14 protein-coding genes are annotated in these 15,330 nt (G+C 73.3%); 9 read left to right on the top strand and 5 right to left on the bottom strand.

Annotated features, from left to right (window positions below):
• Positions 1-24: 24 nt before the first annotated feature.
• The 3 genes from IE265_RS14820 to fdhA all read left to right on the top strand — a co-directional run bounded on the left by IE265_RS14820 (position 25) and on the right by fdhA (position 3,600).
• Entirely contained in the window at positions 25-579 is a 555-nt protein-coding gene (locus IE265_RS14820; protein ID WP_190036007.1) for a methylated-DNA--[protein]-cysteine S-methyltransferase, read from the top strand.
• Between the two features lie 285 nt (positions 580-864).
• The gene (locus tag IE265_RS14825; protein WP_190036008.1) at positions 865-2,208 is read left to right on the top strand and encodes an MFS transporter; all 1,344 of its coding nucleotides are present in this window, start codon (positions 865-867) and stop codon (positions 2,206-2,208) included.
• 162 nt (positions 2,209-2,370) lie between these two features.
• Positions 2,371-3,600, top strand: a complete 1,230-nt coding sequence (gene fdhA / locus IE265_RS14830; protein ID WP_190036009.1) for a formaldehyde dehydrogenase, glutathione-independent — start codon at positions 2,371-2,373, stop codon at positions 3,598-3,600.
• 142 nt (positions 3,601-3,742) lie between these two features.
• On the opposite strand, the gene IE265_RS14835 is transcribed toward fdhA, so the two are convergent.
• Positions 3,743-4,171 (bottom strand): VOC family protein, encoded by a 429-nt coding sequence (locus IE265_RS14835; protein WP_190036010.1) that lies wholly within the window; start codon positions 4,169-4,171, stop codon positions 3,743-3,745.
• 98 nt (positions 4,172-4,269) lie between these two features.
• On the opposite strand from IE265_RS14835, the gene IE265_RS14840 reads away from it, so the two are divergent.
• Both IE265_RS14840 and IE265_RS14845 read left to right on the top strand, forming a co-directional pair.
• Positions 4,270-5,175: a pseudouridine-5'-phosphate glycosidase gene (locus IE265_RS14840; RefSeq protein WP_190036011.1), complete on the top strand. Its 906-nt coding sequence runs from the start codon at positions 4,270-4,272 to the stop codon at positions 5,173-5,175.
• Positions 5,172-6,101, top strand: coding sequence for a carbohydrate kinase family protein (locus IE265_RS14845; protein WP_190036012.1), 930 nt, complete (start codon positions 5,172-5,174; stop codon positions 6,099-6,101). Before IE265_RS14840 ends, IE265_RS14845 begins: the two co-directional genes overlap by 4 nt.
• 291 nt (positions 6,102-6,392) lie before the next feature.
• On the opposite strand, the gene IE265_RS14850 is transcribed toward IE265_RS14845, so the two are convergent.
• On the bottom strand, positions 6,393-7,187 hold the full coding sequence (locus IE265_RS14850) for a methyltransferase (protein ID WP_190036013.1): 795 nt from the start codon (positions 7,185-7,187) through the stop codon (positions 6,393-6,395).
• 249 nt (positions 7,188-7,436) lie between these two features.
• On the opposite strand from IE265_RS14850, the gene IE265_RS14855 reads away from it, so the two are divergent.
• Positions 7,437-8,564: a magnesium and cobalt transport protein CorA gene (locus IE265_RS14855; protein ID WP_190036014.1), complete on the top strand. Its 1,128-nt coding sequence runs from the start codon at positions 7,437-7,439 to the stop codon at positions 8,562-8,564.
• Between the two features lie 194 nt (positions 8,565-8,758).
• Here the strand turns inward: IE265_RS14855 and IE265_RS14860 are convergent, their stop codons facing one another.
• Positions 8,759-9,178, bottom strand: coding sequence for a CBS domain-containing protein (locus IE265_RS14860; RefSeq protein ID WP_190036015.1), 420 nt, complete (start codon positions 9,176-9,178; stop codon positions 8,759-8,761).
• 212 nt (positions 9,179-9,390) lie between these two features.
• Complete coding sequence (locus tag IE265_RS14865; protein WP_190036016.1) at positions 9,391-10,023, bottom strand: nucleoside/nucleotide kinase family protein; 633 nt, start codon at positions 10,021-10,023, stop codon at positions 9,391-9,393.
• A gap of 326 nt (positions 10,024-10,349) precedes the next feature.
• Here IE265_RS14865 and IE265_RS14870 point away from each other — a divergent pair, with 326 nt between their 5' ends.
• Both IE265_RS14870 and IE265_RS14875 read left to right on the top strand, forming a co-directional pair.
• Positions 10,350-10,829, top strand: a complete 480-nt coding sequence (locus IE265_RS14870; RefSeq protein ID WP_190036017.1) for an anthrone oxygenase family protein — start codon at positions 10,350-10,352, stop codon at positions 10,827-10,829.
• Between the two features lie 439 nt (positions 10,830-11,268).
• Positions 11,269-12,756, top strand: a complete 1,488-nt coding sequence (locus IE265_RS14875; protein WP_190036018.1) for a glutamate synthase subunit beta — start codon at positions 11,269-11,271, stop codon at positions 12,754-12,756.
• 154 nt (positions 12,757-12,910) lie between these two features.
• Here the strand turns inward: IE265_RS14875 and IE265_RS14880 are convergent, their stop codons facing one another.
• Positions 12,911-13,495: a carboxymuconolactone decarboxylase family protein gene (locus IE265_RS14880; protein WP_190036019.1), complete on the bottom strand. Its 585-nt coding sequence runs from the start codon at positions 13,493-13,495 to the stop codon at positions 12,911-12,913.
• A gap of 41 nt (positions 13,496-13,536) precedes the next feature.
• Here IE265_RS14880 and pdxR point away from each other — a divergent pair, with 41 nt between their 5' ends.
• Complete coding sequence (gene pdxR, locus IE265_RS14885; RefSeq protein WP_190036020.1) at positions 13,537-14,961, top strand: MocR-like pyridoxine biosynthesis transcription factor PdxR; 1,425 nt, start codon at positions 13,537-13,539, stop codon at positions 14,959-14,961.
• Positions 14,962-15,330: the final 369 nt, after the last annotated feature.

A 15,330-nucleotide genomic window follows, 5' to 3' on the forward strand; every position in this document is an offset into this window, starting at 1 on the left:
GTGGTGCGCCGTACGGTGGACGACATGAACAGCCATGGGCAGAACGAGCAGCGGGTGGTGTGGGCCCTCGTCGAGAGCCGCATCGGTCCGCTGCTCCTCGCGGCGACGGACGAGGGCCTGGTCAGCGTCGTCTTCCACGCCACGGACGCGGTCCGCGACAAAGCTCTGGAGCGGCTGGCGTCCCGGCTCGGCGCAGAGCCCGTGGAGGCGCCCGACTCCCCCCTGCTCACCGAGGCGATACGCCAGTTCGCGGCCTACTTCGCCGGGGAGCGCAACGACTTCGACCTGCCGCTCGACTGGTCGCTGATCTCCGGCTTCAACCGTCAGGTACTGCGTGAGCTGGCCTCGGGCGTGCCGTACGGGACGGTGGTGGGGTACGGCGACCTGGCCGGGCGGGTGGGGCAGCCGGGGGCCGCGCAGGCCGTGGGCACCGCCATGGGCGCGAACCCGCTGCCCGTCGTCGTGCCGTGCCACCGGGTCGTGGAGCGGGACGGCGGCATCGGCGGGTTCGGGGGAGGCCTGGAGACCAAGCGGCAGTTGCTCGCGCTGGAGGGCGTACTGCCGGAGCCCCTTTTCTGAGGGCCGGGCGGAAGTCCCCGCCGGGGCTGTCGTCGTTGTCGTCGTCATGAGGTGTCCCGAGTCCGGGACGAGGGGGGAGACTGCGCCGGTGACACACACGTTCCCGCGCGGACGCGCGGCAGATTCCACCGACCCGCGCGGACCGGGCGCCCGGACCGTTCACCGTGCGCCGTCCGAGGTCGGGCCGGCGCACGAGATCACCCGCCTGCACGCATCCGTCCCGGTGCAGTTCACCACCCGGACCGGAGCGGGGCGGGCGTGTCCCGGCGCACCCGAGGCGTCGCTGTGACCGCCGTCGAACGGCAGGTGGCCGTCCCCGTCGACGCGGCCGCGCTTCCCGCGCTTCGCCGCCGCATCACCGCGGTGCTGGTCGCCGGCCAGATCCTCGGCGGCCTCGGCGTGGCCACGGGCATCGCACTCGCCGTCGTCCTCGCCGAGGAGGTCTCGGGCACCGAGTCACTGGCCGGGCTCGCGCCCACCGCGACCGTCGCGGGCACCGCCGTGCTCTCCGTGCCGCTGGCCGCGCTGATGACCTCGCGCGGCCGTCGGCCGGGGCTCGTCCTCGCCTATCTGATCGGGGCCGCGGGGGCGGCGATCGTGGTCGCGGGGGCGACCGTGGACAACTTCCCGCTGCTGCTGCTCGGCATGGCCGCCTTCGGCGCCGCCTCCTCGGCGAACCTCCAGTCGAGATTCGCGGCCGCCGACCTGGCCGAGCCCCAGCGGCGCGCACGCGCCATCTCCAACGTCGTGTGGGCCACGACGATCGGTGCCGTGCTCGGCCCCAACATCGCCGCGCCCGCGGGCCGCAGCGTCGCCGGTCTGGGCATACCGGAGGCCGCGGGACCCTTCGTGTGGGCGGCCGGGGTGTTCCTCATATCGGCCCTGCTGGTCGCGGTACTGCTGCGGCCCGATCCGCTGCTCACCGCCCGCGCCCTGGCTCCGGTCGAGGAACAGTCGCCCGCGGCACGGTCCATCCGGGCGGGGGCGGCCGCGGTGCGCAGTTCACCGCGCGCCCGTCTCGCCCTGGTGACGGTGGCCGTCTCGCACACGGCGATGGTCTCGGTCATGTCGATGACACCGATCGACCTCGGCCACCACGGCGCGAGCATCGACCTGATCGGGCTGGTCATCAGCGTCCACATCGCCGGGATGTACGCGTTCTCGCCCGTGATGGGCCGGCTGTCCGACCGGTTCGGCCGGCTCTCGGTGATCGGCCTGTCCATGGCACTGCTGGCCTGCGCGGTCCTCCTCGCGGGCACCGCGGACGGCCGGCACGGGCAGACAGCGGCGGGACTCTTCCTGCTGGGCCTCGGCTGGTCGGCCGGGCTCGTCTCCGGCTCCGCCCTGCTGACGGACTCGGTCCCCCAGCCCGCGCGCGCCGCCGCGCAGGGGCTCTCCGACCTGACCATGAACACGTCGGCGGGCCTCGGCGGCGCGGCCGCGGGACTCGTGATGGCGCAGGCCGGCTTCGGCTGGCTGAACCTCCTCGCCGCCTGTCTGCTGCTGCCGCTGGGCGCGCTGGCGATGTTCACCCGCCGCACGACGACGCCCGACGAACCGACATCCTCGCCCTCGCCCTCGCGCACTTCCACGCCGTCGCCGTCGCCGTCGCCCGAGTCCGCGTCGTAGCCGAGCCCGACCGCCCTACGGACAGCGCGCGAGGGCCGTCGAGGCGCGCCTTCGACTGGGCCCGCGCGAAGGGTGGTCGGAAGGGCACAGCGGTAGCAGACTCCGCCATGCGCACAGCCACTGGCATCCGATTCACGGGGGCCGAAGGGACGGCGATCACGCATGAGCAACGGGAACAGGGCAGTCGCGTACCTGAAGCCGGGCGCGGTGGAAGTCAGGACGATCGACCACCCGACGCTCGAACTGCAGGACGGACCGGGAGTGGCACGCGACAACGTGGGCCGGAAGTGCCGGCACGGGGTCATCCTGAAAGTCCTCGCCAGCAACATCTGCGGCAGCGACCAGCACATGGTGCGGGGCCGCACGACAGCGCCCGAGGGACTCGTCCTCGGGCACGAGATCACCGGAGAGGTCGTCGAACGGGGTCCGGACGTCGAGACCATCGAGGTCGGGGACATCGTCTCGGTGCCGTTCAACATCGCCTGCGGGCGGTGCCGCAACTGCAAGGAGCGCGACACCGGCATCTGTCTGAACGTCAACCCGGCGCGTCCCGGCGCGGCGTACGGCTATGTCGACATGGGCGGCTGGGTCGGCGGCCAGGCGGAGTACGCCATGGTCCCGTACGCGGACTTCAATCTGCTGCGCTTCCCCGACCCGGAGCAGGCCAGGGAGAAGCTCCTCGACCTGACCATGCTGTCGGACATCTTCCCGACCGGGTTCCACGGCGCGGTGACGGCAGGGACCGAGGTCGGTTCGACCGTGTACATCGCCGGGGCCGGGCCGGTCGGGCTCGCAGCCGCGGCGTCGGCGCACCTCCTCGGCGCCGCCGTCGTCATCGTCGGCGACCTGAACACCGAGCGTCTGGCGCAGGCCAGGAGCTTCGGCTGCGAGACGGTCGACGTCAGCCGGGGCGACGTGGGTGAGCAGGTGGCGCAGATCCTGGGCGAGCCGGAGGTGGACGCGGCCGTCGACGCGGTGGGCTTCGAGGCGCGGGCGCACGGACCCGACGCCCCGGAGGCTCCCGCGACGGTCCTCAACTCGCTGATGGGCATCACCCGCGCGGGCGGCGCGCTGGGCATTCCGGGCCTGTACGTGACCGACGATCCCGGCGGGATCGACCAGGACGCGCGGACCGGGACGCTCAAGGTGCGGCTGGGGCTGGGCTGGGCCAAGAGCCACCGCTTCACCACGGGTCAGTGCCCGGTGATGCGGTATCACCGAGGGCTGATGAAGGCGATCCTCCACGAGCGGGTCCACATCGCCAGGGCCGTCAACGCGACGGTGATCGGCCTGGACGACGCGCCGCGCGGCTACGCCGAGTTCGATCAGGGCGCGAGCCGCAAGTACGTCCTCGATCCGCACGGGGCGCTGGCGGGAGTACGGCCCGTCTGAGACACGAGGCCGTCGAAGGGGGTGCCCCACGCGCGTGGGGCACCCCTTTCTCCCACCGTTCGGCGGGGCTTCACGCAAAGAGACTCTGGCGGGCCTGCGCGGAAGAGCCCGGACCTGTGGGGAATCATGCGGCCCACGGCAACTAGTCGTAGTGGCGCGCTTCGAAGACGTTCCCGTCAGGGTCTCGGAAGTAGAAGCTCCGCTTGGCCTTCCCGCGGGCGCCGGACGCGTCGTGCGTGAACTCCGAGAGCGGCACGGCCCGTTCCTCGAGCCGGGCGCGCAGGCTGTCGAAGTCCTCGCACGTGAGGGACAGGCATACGTGGTTCACCGGATGGCCCGCGCTGCCGGCCGCGCCCGGAACGACGTCCATGCGTGCGGCCAGTGTCTGGGGCGCCAGGTCGAAAATGGTCTCCTCGTTGAGACGGACGGACGGAAAGGACGTCCTTCCGTCGGTGAACTCGGCGACCCCGATGGGCTCCAGGCCCATCGCCCCCTCGTAGAAGCCGGCCGAGGCGACAGGGTCGCGCACCCAGAGAACGACATGGTCGAGACGTGTCGAGTTGTCCGTCATGCCCCCAGGCTGCGGGGCCCTCGCGGCGACCGCAAGGGTTTGGCCGGGCGCGCCGCCCGCCAGGGATGAGGGAGAACCGACAGACAGGAGGCACGCGCGTGCTGGTGGTGTCCGAAGAGGTGCGGGAGGCGCTCGCGGCGGGACGGCCCGTGGTGGCGCTGGAGTCGACGATCATCGCGCACGGGCTGCCGCGTCCGCGCAATCTGCAGGTGGCGCTCGAACTGGAGGACGCCGTACGGCAGGAGGGCGCGGTTCCCGCGACGATCGCGGTCCTGGACGGTCGGCCGCTGGTCGGCCTCGACAAGGAACAGCTGGACCGGATCGCCAACGAGGACGGCATCCGCAAGCTGGGGCATCGCGATCTGCCGCCGGCCGTCGCCGCCGGTGTCAGCGGGGCGACCACCGTCTCGGCGACGGCTCTGCTCGCCTCCCAGGCGGGCGTACGGGTGTTCGCCACGGGCGGGCTCGGCGGTGTGCACCGGGAATGGACGGTGACTCAGGACGAGTCCGCCGACCTGGGACTGCTGGCGCGCACCCGGATCACGGTCGTGTGCGCGGGCGTCAAGTCGATCCTGGACGTGCCCGCGACGCTGCAGCGCCTGGAGACGTTGGGTGTCACGGTCGCCGGGTACGGCACGACGCACTTCCCCGGCTTCTACCTCTCCGACTCGGGTCACCCGGTGGACTGGACGCTGGAGTCGCCGGCCGAGGTGGCTGCGGTGATGCGCGCCCAGGACTCCCTCGACGGGCCGGAGTCGGCGCTCATCGTCGCCAACCCCGTACCCGAGGACGAACAACTCGACCCGGACCTGCACGCGCGCGTGCTCGCGGACGCGCTGCACGCGTGCGAGGCGGAGGGCGTGAGGGGCCAGGCGGTCACGCCGTTCCTCCTCGACCACCTCGTACGGCACACGGACGGGGCGTCGCTGAGCGCCAATCTGGCGGCGGTACGGGGCAACGTACGACTGGCGGGGCGGATCGCGGCGGCCTGGGCAGCGGTGTGACCGGCGACGACGACGGCACGCCGAGGCCCGGGGGCGGCGCCCTGCTGGTCGTCGGCGATGTCATCACGGACGTCGTCGCCCGGCACCGGGGACCGCTCGCGCCGGGCACCGACACCTCCGCCGCCATCCGCACGGTGCCGGGCGGCGCGGGCGCCAACGTGGCCTGCTGGGCCTCTCTGCGCGGCGGCTGCGAGGTGCGGCTGCTCGGACGGGTGGGCTCGGACGCGGCCGCGTGGCACGAACGGGAGCTCGCGCGGTCCGGGGTCCTCCCGCTGCTGGTCGTCGACCCGCTGGCGTCGACGGGCACAGTGATCTGCCTGGTGGACGGCGGTTCGGCGGCGGAGCGCACCTTCCTCACGGACAGCGGCGCGTCGTTGCGGCTGGACGCCGGGGACTGGTCGCCGGAGCTGCTCGACGGTGTCGGGTGGCTGCACCTGTCGGGCTATCTGTTCTTCTCCGCGCCGAGCCGGACGTTCGTGGCCGCCGCGATGGATTCGGCACGCGCGCGTGGTGTCCCGGTGAGCGTGGATCCCGCGTCGGCGGGGTTCCTCGCGGACCTGGGGGTGGACCGGTTCCTCGCGCTGGCGGACGGCGTGGACGCGCTCCTGCCCAGCCGTGACGAGGCCTGTCTGCTGACCGGCCTGCCCGATCCGGCGGACGCGGCGGGCAAGTTGAGCCGCCAGGCGGGGCTGGTGGTGGTCAAGCAGGGAGCCGACGGGGCCCTGATCGCCCGGTCCGGGGAGGTCCGGGCCCGGGTCCCGGCGGCGCCCGCCGACCCGGTCGACACCACCGGTGCCGGTGACGCCTTCACCGGCACCTTCCTGGCCGCACTGCTCTCGGGGGCCGGGGCGGAGGACGCCGTCGCCGAGGGATGCCTGGCGGGAGCCCGGGCGGTGGAACGGGTGGGCGGGAGGCCCGACGGCTAGTACGGGCCCGGCGGCGCGGCGCCGGCGGCCCGCCCTCAGCGGCTCACGTCCGCTCCGCAGGCAGCCCCACTCGTACGCGCGTTCGTTGCGCGGGGGCGGACTTCCGCCCCACGGTCCGTCCCACGGGGGGGCACGCGGAGGGGCGGGCGCCCGTCGCACGGAGGCCCGTGGCCTTCACGCGAGCCCGCGACCGTCGTCCGGAGGCTCGCGCCCGTCGCACGGAAGCGATCGACCCCGTCCGGTACCGGTGGCCGTCGCGGGACCGGGCCGTCCGCCGGCCTCGCCCGGGGGTCAGGGCTTGCGGCCCCACGCCGAGATCAGGGGGGCCGACGCCAGGTCCGTCCCGTCCGCGGCCACGTTCGCCAGATGCCGGTCGATGTCCTGGTCGGTGGCGAGCCCCGTCTCGACGAGCCGTTGCCGGTACTGGCGGAGCGTCGCGGACTCCAGCGCCGCACACCCGGACGACGTGACCGGGAAGTACGCTTCGGCCTCCACCTGACGCAGCCCGGCCTCCCGGAGCAGCCGCGGAAGCCTGCGCCCGTAGCCGAGGTCGGTGCCGTTGCGCGCGTACGACTCGCACAGGGCGGCGCGCAGCCGGTTGGCCAGGTGCTGCTCGGGCCCGTGCTCGTCGGGGCAGGCCAGTGGCTGGAGCGCGGGGTCGGCCTCCTCCACCAGCAGCCGCCCGCCGGGCCGCAGCGCCTTGACCATCGACTGCAGCGCCTGCTCCCGGTCGACGACATCGGCCAGCACGAACCGGGCGTGCACGAGGTCGAAGCCCTCCCCCGGCGGAGCGTCGGCCCCCACGTCGTGCACCCTCAGTTCGACGGGCGGACGCACGGCCGGACCGGCCCAGGAGGTGTCGGTGTCCGTCGCGACCACGCGGCCGGTGGGCCCGACCTTCTTCGCGAGCCAGGACACCACGGACGCGCCGCCCGCACCCGCCTCCCAGCAGCGCCAGCCGGATCCGATGCCGAGTCGCTCCAGGTGCCGGAACGTCGTGGGGTCGAAGAGGGCCGCGAGGGCGTCGTGGCGGGGCCCCGCCTCGGGCTGCCGGCTGTCGAGGAGATGTCCGTCGGTTTGCGTCATACGTTGATCATCCCATTTGTCCGCTTGGTCTCCGCGGCCGACGCTCCCGGCGCACCCGACCCCGGCCGACGCTTCCGGCCCCGGCCACCCTCCGTCGACCCACACCCCCTTCCGCACCCCTCACCCGAGCGGCATCAGGAGCGGAACGCTCCGTTCCCACAGGCTTTCCCGCCGGATGTGACGTCCTGGCAGACTGGCCGCGGCAAGGCGCAGAGTGCGGCGCGAGGAGATCCACGCGAGGAGATCCAGATGTCCATGGCAGGGAATCTGCGGAAGGTCACGGGCCTGAGCAGGGTCGGCGGACTCCGCAAGGTGGCGCGGCTGACACGACGGCGCCCCCGTGTCGACCTGAGCCATCCCGCACGTTCCCCGCTGGGCTCGTCGGTGGTGAACTGCGTGGCGTACGCGGAGGGATCGAGGGTTCCCGCGGGGCGCGACCTGGCTGAAACGGTGGAGCGCGTCCGCAAGGCCGACGGCGGCTTCGTCTGGCTGGGACTGCACGAGCCGACGGAGCCGGAGTTCGCGGGGATCGCCGAGTTGTTCGACCTCCACCCGCTCGCGGTCGAGGACGCGGTGGACGCCCATCAGCGGCCGAAGCTGGAGCACTACGGGGACACGCTGTTCGCGGTGTTCAAGACCGTCTGCTACGTGGAGCACACCGAACTGACCGCCACGAGCGAGGTGGTGAACACCGGGGAGATCATGGTGTTCGCCGGGCGGGACTTCGTGATCACCGTGCGGCACGGCAGGCACGGATCACTGGGCCCGCTGCGGGAGGAGCTGGAGGCCGACCCCAAGCAGCTCGCCAAGGGACCGGCCGCCGTGCTGCACGCCATCGCGGACCATGTGGTGGACGACTACCTCAACGTCACGGACGCGGTGCAGGCCGACATCGACCAGGTCGAGACGGACGTGTTCTCCACCGACGGGGCCCGGGCCGATCCGGGCCGCATCTACCAGCTCAAGCGTGAACTGCTGGAGCTGAAGCGGGCGGTGGTCCCCCTCGGCCGCCCCGTCATGGATCTCGCGACCCGGCCGATCCGGGTGATCGATCCGGAGATACAGGCGTACTTCCGGGACGTCTCGGACCACCAGCTCCGGGCCGCCGAGCAGATAGCCGCGTTCGACGAGTTGCTGAACTCGATCCTTCAGGCGCATCTTGCTCAGGTCAGCGTCGCGCAGAACGAGGACATGCGGAAGATCACCGCGTGGGCCGCGCTGATCGCGGTGCCGACGATGGTCTGCGGCGTCTACGGGATGAACTTCGACGTCATGCCGGAACTGCGCTGGAGGTTCGGCTACCCCCTGGCGCTCGCGGTGATCGCCGTCGCGTGTTTCACGCTCCACCGGGGCTTCAAGCGCAACGGCTGGCTGTGACGCGGCCGCCCGGCGCGTCCCGCCGGGCGGACTCGGGGACCGTACTCGCACTCACGACCAGCGGGCCGGCGGGCGGACGCGCTCACCGGCTCACGATCACCGGGCGTCGCCCCGAGCCCGGGGCCCCGGGCAACGCCCTGTGACGCCGGCCCGCCGACGGTCCCGCTGAGCCGTGGGCACGTGCGTCAGCGGGTCTAGCCCTTCGCGTAGACGCTCTCGGCCCAGCCGGCGAGCTGCTGTTCCGTCAGGTGCATGGCCAGGTCGGCCTCGCTGATCATGCCGACCAGGCGTTTGTTCTCGACCACGGGAAGGCGGCGGATCTGGTGCCCCTGCATTTCACCGAGCACCTCGCTGACATCCGCGTCGGCCTCCACCCAGCGTGGCGTGCCCTTGGCCATGTCGCCGGCGGTGACGCGCGCCGGGTCGTGGCCCATCGCGACACAGCCGACCACGATGTCGCGGTCGGTGAGGATGCCGCAGAGCCGTTCGTTCTCGTCGCTGATCGGCAGTGCGCCGACGTTGAGTTCACGCATCAACTGAGCGGCCCGGTCCAGGGTCTCGTGAGCGGGGATCCACTGGGCGCCGCGGTGCATCATGTCTCCGGCGGTGGTCATGCAGTACCTCCCGGTGCCGGACGGCCGGCGCGGCGCGGGGAGGCACCGCTAGTCCCGGCGCCCCTCATTCTCTCCGGGGGCCGGGAGATACGCACCCGGAGCCTGCCTCGCCGCACCCGACCCACGCGGCCCCCACACGGACCTCGCGCAGACCTCGCGCAGACCTCGCCGTGTCTCCCGCGGCCCGGGCGGCTCCCGCGGCGCCCGGCAAGTCACCCGTTCCAGGCGGGGTGGCGCGGATCGTCCGCCCGTACCAGGACGTCGGCGGAGTCGGCGGGAGCCGTCTCGTCCTCGTAGCGCTCGTAGGCGGGAAGCGTCCACTGCTCGCTCTCGGGGGTGCGCCGGCGCAGGGCGGCCGGTGAGAGGCGCACATGAACGGTGAGGTCGAAGGGGAACCAGTGGTGCAGGAGCAGCGGACCGTGCAGCAACAGCACGCCCTTGGGAGGGAGTTGGACGTACGGGCTGCGGGTGGCCCGGTCGGTCGCCGGATCGCGGAGGTCGGGCAGGACACGTCCGTCGCCGCCGGGTTCCAGTGGGCCGAAGACCTCGCGCCACAGGGCGCCGGTGTCGAACCAGCCGTCGTAGTAGGCCTCCACGTCCTGGTGGCCGTGTTCGAGCCGGAGGGAGGCGGGTCGTAGGAACCCCTGCGTGCCGACTACCAGGGCGGACCGGCCGCGTGGGCGCAGTGCCTCGGCGACGAGCGCGGCGAGGTCTCCCGGACGGGCCGCGGGGGCCCCGTCCACGGCGACGCGCGGCCAGGGACTGCCGTCGGCCGGTGTCAGGTCGAGCAGGCGCTCGGCGAGGAGGTCGCCGAGCCGTTCCCAGGTGATCGCTTCAAGTCGCACACGGCCATGATGCCGCGCGGACGCACGGGGACGAGGAGACGACAGGGAAGGCGGGATCGGGGAGGGCGGGGAGGGCGGGGAGGGCGGGGGCGGGGGCGGGGAGGGCGGGGGCGGGGGGAAGACACCGGCTGGAAGCGGCGGCCTCGCGACGGAGACGTGCGGACATGCGGTCGAGCCTCTCGGCCATGGTCACGCTCGCCGTACGGGATTTCACTTGTGGTGACAGAGGGCGCCGTGCAGGATCTTGTGGGTTCGCGGACGGGCCGGCTGGTCCGGGAGCGGCGCGCGAGGTGTCGACCAGGGGTTTCGAGCGGGCGGGAGTGGCCATGATCGAGGGACCGTATTTCGTGCTGACGGTGGCGGGTGTGCTCGGCACCGGACTGGTGGCGGGGGTCTTCTGCGCGTTCTCGACGTTCGTGATGAAGGGGCTCGCCGCGTTGCCGCCCGCGCAGGGCGTTGCGGCGATGCAGGCGATCAACGTGACCGCGGTGACACCGGCGTTCATGCTCGTGTTCCTGGGCTCGGCCGTGCTCTGTGCCGTGCTCGCGGTGGTCACGTTCGTCCTGTGGCCGGACGGGGCGACCGTGGAACTGCTCCTGGGCAGCGCCCTGTACCTGTTCGGATGCTTCGGGGTCACGATCGCCGCGAACGTTCCGCGCAACAACAGGCTGGCCACGATGGAGCCGGGCTCGCCGGAGGCCGTCGCGTACTGGCCGGCCTACGTGAGCGAGTGGTCGACGTGGAACCACGTCCGGACGCTCGCGGCGGTGGGTTCGACCCTGTCGTACGTGCTGGCGCTCACCTGAGGCGCACGTGACCGGCGCACGTGACCGGCGCGCGTCCGGGGCGCAGGACACGTGCCGGAGCCGACCGGGCGCGCGCAGGGGTCCCGGCGGTCCGGCGGTCCGGCGGTCCGGCCCCGAGGCGGCTGCGGGCACCACCCGCAGGGTCTGACGGCGGGGTCCGGGGAGCCTTGAGAGGCTCTCCGGAAGGGACGCGTCCCAGGAGCCGTGAGGTGCCGCCCGGAAGGGACGCGTGCGAGGAGCCGTGAGGTGCCGTCCGGCAGGGACGCGTGCGAGGTCCCGACAGGCGGCGGCCACCGGCTCTCCGCTGGGGCGGAAGCGACGACGGAGACGTATCGTTGCAGGTAGAGCCTGCCGACATGCCCTTGCGGCCCGCCGCCCGGACGATCGCTACGGAGACGGATGCCGTACGGGCCCGCTCGCGTCCGCAAGGGGGGCGGCGATGGCCGATCCCAAGGGTTTCATGAACGCGTCCCGCGAGGAGTGGCCGCGGCGGCCGGTCGCGGAACGGGTGCGGGACTGGGACGAGGTGTACGTACCCGGGGCGCTGCTGCCGATCGTCCGCACGCAGGCCGACCGGTGCATGGACTGCGGTGTCCCCTTCTGCCACGACGCCTGCCCGCTGGGCAATCTGATCCCCGACTGGAACGACCTGGTCTCCCGCGACGACTGGCGGGCGGCGAGCGACCGGCTGCACGCGACGAACAACTTCCCTGAGTTCACGGGGCGGTTGTGCCCGGCGCCCTGCGAGGCGGGCTGCGTGCTGGCGATCAACCAGCCTGCGGTCACCATCAAGAACGTCGAGGCCGCCATCGCGGACCGGGCCTGGGAGGACGGGTTCGCGCGGGCCAGGCCACCGGAACGGCTGTCGGGCCGCACGGTCGCGGTGGTCGGCTCGGGACCCGCCGGGCTGGCCGCCGCGCAGCAGCTGACGCGGGCGGGGCACACGGTCGCCGTGTACGAGCGGGACGACCGGATCGGCGGCCTGATGCGTTACGGGATACCGGAGTTCAAGATGGAGAAGCGGCATCTGGAGCGGCGGGTGGCGCAGATGAGGGCGGAGGGCACCAAGTTCCGTACGTCGACCCGTGTCGGCCGGGACGTGGGGGCGGCCGAGCTGCGGAGGCGGTACGACGCCGTGGTGCTGGCGATGGGGGCCACGGCGTGGCGTGAGCTTCCCGTACCCGGCCGGGAGTTGAGCGGGATACATCAGGCGATGGAGTATCTGCCGCTGGCCAACCGGGTGTGCGAGGGGGACCTGGAGACATCGCCGCTGTCCGCCGCGGGCCGGCACGTGGTGATCGTCGGCGGGGGTGACACGGGTGCGGACTGCCTGGGTACGGCGGTGCGCGAGGGCGCCAGTTCCGTGACGCAGTTGGACATCTACGAACGGCCCGGCGCGGAACGGGACGAGGAGAGGGAGCCGTGGCCGGTGTATCCGAAGGTGTACCGGTTGTCGGCCGCTCACGAGGAGGCGCGTGAACTGGGCACGGCTCCCGCGGCGGACGCGGACGCCCGGGTGTTCGCGGCGTCCACGCTCCGGTTCGCGGGCGACGCGCAGGGGCGGGTGAGTTCGCTGCATCTGGTGGACGTCGACGCGGGGCGCCGTCCACGGCCGGGGAGCGAGCGGGTGCTGCCGGCCGATCTCGTCCTGCTCGCTCTCGGCTTCTCCGGCCCGGACCCCTCCGACGGGCTGGTCGATCAGCTCGGGCTCGGCACGGACGCCCGCGGGACGATCGTCCGTGACGCGGACTTCTCGACGAACGTGCCCGGTGTGTTCGTCGCGGGGGACGCCGCGCGCGGGCAGTCCCTCATCGTGTGGGCCATCGCGGAGGGCCGGTCGGTCGCCGCGGCGGTCGACCGGCGGCTGACGGGCTCTTCGACGCTGCCGACGCCGGTCGGACCGTACGACGGACCGATGACCGCGTAGGCGGCTGGGACCGCACGGCAGCCCTCGGGCCCGTCCAACGGGCCGAGCCCGCCCGGACGTCCCGCACGTCTGCGTGCGCCAGCCACCGCCGCACTCGCCGCCCCCGCCGCGTCCTGCCCACCCGCACGGCCCGCACACCCGCACAACCCACGGGTCAGCGTCCGTCCGTGCCCGCGGTCCTGGCCGTCGCGAGGGCGATCCGGTTCCACGTGTTGATCGTGAGGATCAGGGCGAGCACGTGGGCCAGTTCCCCGTCGTCGAACTGCGCGGCGGCCCGGGCGTGGACGTCGGCCGGGACTCCTCCGTCGGCGACGAGGGTGACGGCGTCGGTCAGTTCGAGTGCGGCACGCTCCCGCTCGGTGAAGAAGTGCGGGGCCTCGCGCCAGACGGCGACCATGTGCAGCCTGTCCTCGCTCTCACCGGCCCTGCGGGCGTCGTTGGTGTGCATGTGCAGGCAGTACGCGCAGTGGTTGAGGTGCGAGGCGCGGATCTGGATCAGCTCCACGAGGGCGGGTTCGAGCCCTTCACGGGCCGCGGTGTCGAATCCGACGAGGGCGCGGAACGCCTTGGGGGCGGACTTCGCGAAGTCGAGGCGGCCGTCTCCGCCCACAGGGGCCTCCGTGCGGGCCCGGGAGGCGTTCCTCGTCGCGCCCCGCGCAGGGGTTTCGCCGTCGAGGCGGGTGTCCGCGCCGGCCGGGTGCGTCGTCTGCGTGTCGTTCACCGTGTGCGTCATGACCATGAATCTATGGGTGTCAGAGACCCGTTGTAGGGTGCATTTCCATGGCGGAATCATGGGTCAATTCGGCTGAGGCCGTCGGCGCCGACCTGCTTCTCGACCTGCGTCCCGGCCTGTCCGGTCCTGGCGGCCGCCGGGCCGCGCTCATCGGCGCCCTGCGTGAGGCGGTCCGCGGCGGACGTCTCGCCCCGGGGACGCGGCTCCCCCCGTACCGCTCGCTCGCCGCCGACCTGGGCGTGGCCCGCAACACCGTCGCGGACGCCTACGCCGAGCTCGTCGCCGAGGGCTGGCTGACCGCTCGTCAGGGGTCGGGGACGCGGGTCGCCGAGCGTGCGAAGCCGTTGGGCGACCGGACACGCGTACCCAGGAAGGCACCCGCACGCACGCGTGGACCGCGCCACGACCTGCGGCAGGGCACTCCGGACGCGTCCTCGTTCCCGCGTGCGGCGTGGCTGGCCTCGTACCGGCGGGCGCTCCGGACGGCACCGAACGAGGCTTTCGGACCGGGTGACCCGGCGGGCCGCACAGAACTGCGGGAGGCACTGACGGAGTATCTGGCCCGGACGCGCGGGGTGCGCACCGAGCCGGGCAGGATCGTGATCTGCTCGGGCTTCGCGCACGCGCTGCGGCTGCTGTTCCCTGCGGTCCTGCGGGGTCCGCTGGCGGTCGAGTCGTACGGCCTGCCGTTCCACCGCTCGTTGTTGTCGGCGGCCGGTGTGCGCACGGTCCCGCTGCCGGTCGACGAGGACGGGGCCCGGGTGGACGGACTCGGAGCGGAGCGTGCGGTACTCCTCACGCCCGCGCACCAGTTCCCGACAGGCGGGCCGCTGCACCCCGGGCGCCGCGCGGCCGTCGTCGACTGGGCGCGCTCGCGGGCGGGGGTGGTCCTGGAGGACGACTACGACGGGGAGTTCCGGTACGACCGCAGGCCCGTGGGGGCGTTGCAGGGGCTGGATCCGGAGCGGGTGGTGCACATCGGCTCGGTCAGCAAGAGCCTGTCCCCCGCGTTGCGGCTGGGCTGGATGGTGCTGCCCGAGCGTCACGTCGACGGTGTGCTGGCGGCCAAGGGCGAACGGGAGGCGTGGGCCGGCGTCCTGGACCAGTTGGCCCTCGCGGACTTCGTCGTGTCGGGCTCGTACGACCGTCATGTGCGGCGGATGCGCCAGCGGTACCGCGCGCGGCGGGACCGGCTGGTGGCCGCGCTCGCCGCGCACGCCCCGCGAGTGGAGGTCACCGGGGTCGCGGCCGGACTGCACGCCGTGCTGCGGCTGCCGCCGGGAAGTGAGCGTTCCGTGCTGAAGGCCGCCGAGTGGCAGGGCCTGGCGCTGGACGGGCTGGCGGGTTTCCGGCACCCGGAGGCGGCCGGTCCCGCGCCGGACGGGCTGGTCGTGGGGTACGCGACGCCCGCGGAGCACGCGTACGGGGCGGCGCTGGAAGCGTTGTGCGCGGCGCTGCCGGAGTCCGCGTGAGGCCGGTGCGGCGCAGTGCGGCGCGGTTCGGTCCGCAGCGGTGCGCCGTGCCGCGGCGTTCGCCGGAAGGGCACAGCGCGTGCGGCACCGGAATACGGCCTCCCTCGGCGCGTGCGCCCCGGGTGCGGGCCCCTCAGGTCACCCGGCCCGGCCGACCTCTCGGTCCCGCGAGGCGGTCTCGGAGAGGCGGTCCGGGTGAGGCGGTCTCGGAGAGGCGGTCCGGGCAAGGTGACCCCGGCAGGGTGGTCTCGGCGTCGCGGCGCACGGAACCCGGGCTCCGGTCAGGAGTCGGCGTGCGCCGCGACGCGTGATCCACGGGGGTGAACCGGGAGAGGACCCGGGACACCGGGCCCGGGAGGACTCGGGGGA

It is taken from the genome of Streptomyces fructofermentans, from assembly GCF_014651055.1.
Classification (GTDB): domain Bacteria; phylum Actinomycetota; class Actinomycetes; order Streptomycetales; family Streptomycetaceae; genus Streptomyces; species Streptomyces fructofermentans.

Bases quoted from the DNA above. Each gene is read 5' to 3' on its own strand.
- IE265_RS14820 (WP_190036007.1), top strand. From the start codon at position 25: ATGAACAGCCATGGGCAGAACGAGCAGCGGGTGGTGTGGGCCCTCGTC.
- fdhA (WP_190036009.1), top strand. From the start codon at position 2,371: ATGAGCAACGGGAACAGGGCAGTCGCGTACCTGAAGCCGGGCGCGGTG.
- IE265_RS14835 (WP_190036010.1), bottom strand. From the start codon at position 4,171: ATGACGGACAACTCGACACGTCTCGACCATGTCGTTCTCTGGGTGCGC.
- IE265_RS14850 (WP_190036013.1), bottom strand. From the start codon at position 7,187: ATGACGCAAACCGACGGACATCTCCTCGACAGCCGGCAGCCCGAGGCG.
- IE265_RS14855 (WP_190036014.1), top strand. From the start codon at position 7,437: ATGTCCATGGCAGGGAATCTGCGGAAGGTCACGGGCCTGAGCAGGGTC.
- IE265_RS14860 (WP_190036015.1), bottom strand. From the start codon at position 9,178: ATGACCACCGCCGGAGACATGATGCACCGCGGCGCCCAGTGGATCCCC.
- IE265_RS14870 (WP_190036017.1), top strand. From the start codon at position 10,350: ATGATCGAGGGACCGTATTTCGTGCTGACGGTGGCGGGTGTGCTCGGC.
- IE265_RS14875 (WP_190036018.1), top strand. From the start codon at position 11,269: ATGGCCGATCCCAAGGGTTTCATGAACGCGTCCCGCGAGGAGTGGCCG.
- IE265_RS14880 (WP_190036019.1), bottom strand. From the start codon at position 13,495: ATGGTCATGACGCACACGGTGAACGACACGCAGACGACGCACCCGGCC.
- pdxR (WP_190036020.1), top strand. From the start codon at position 13,537: ATGGCGGAATCATGGGTCAATTCGGCTGAGGCCGTCGGCGCCGACCTG.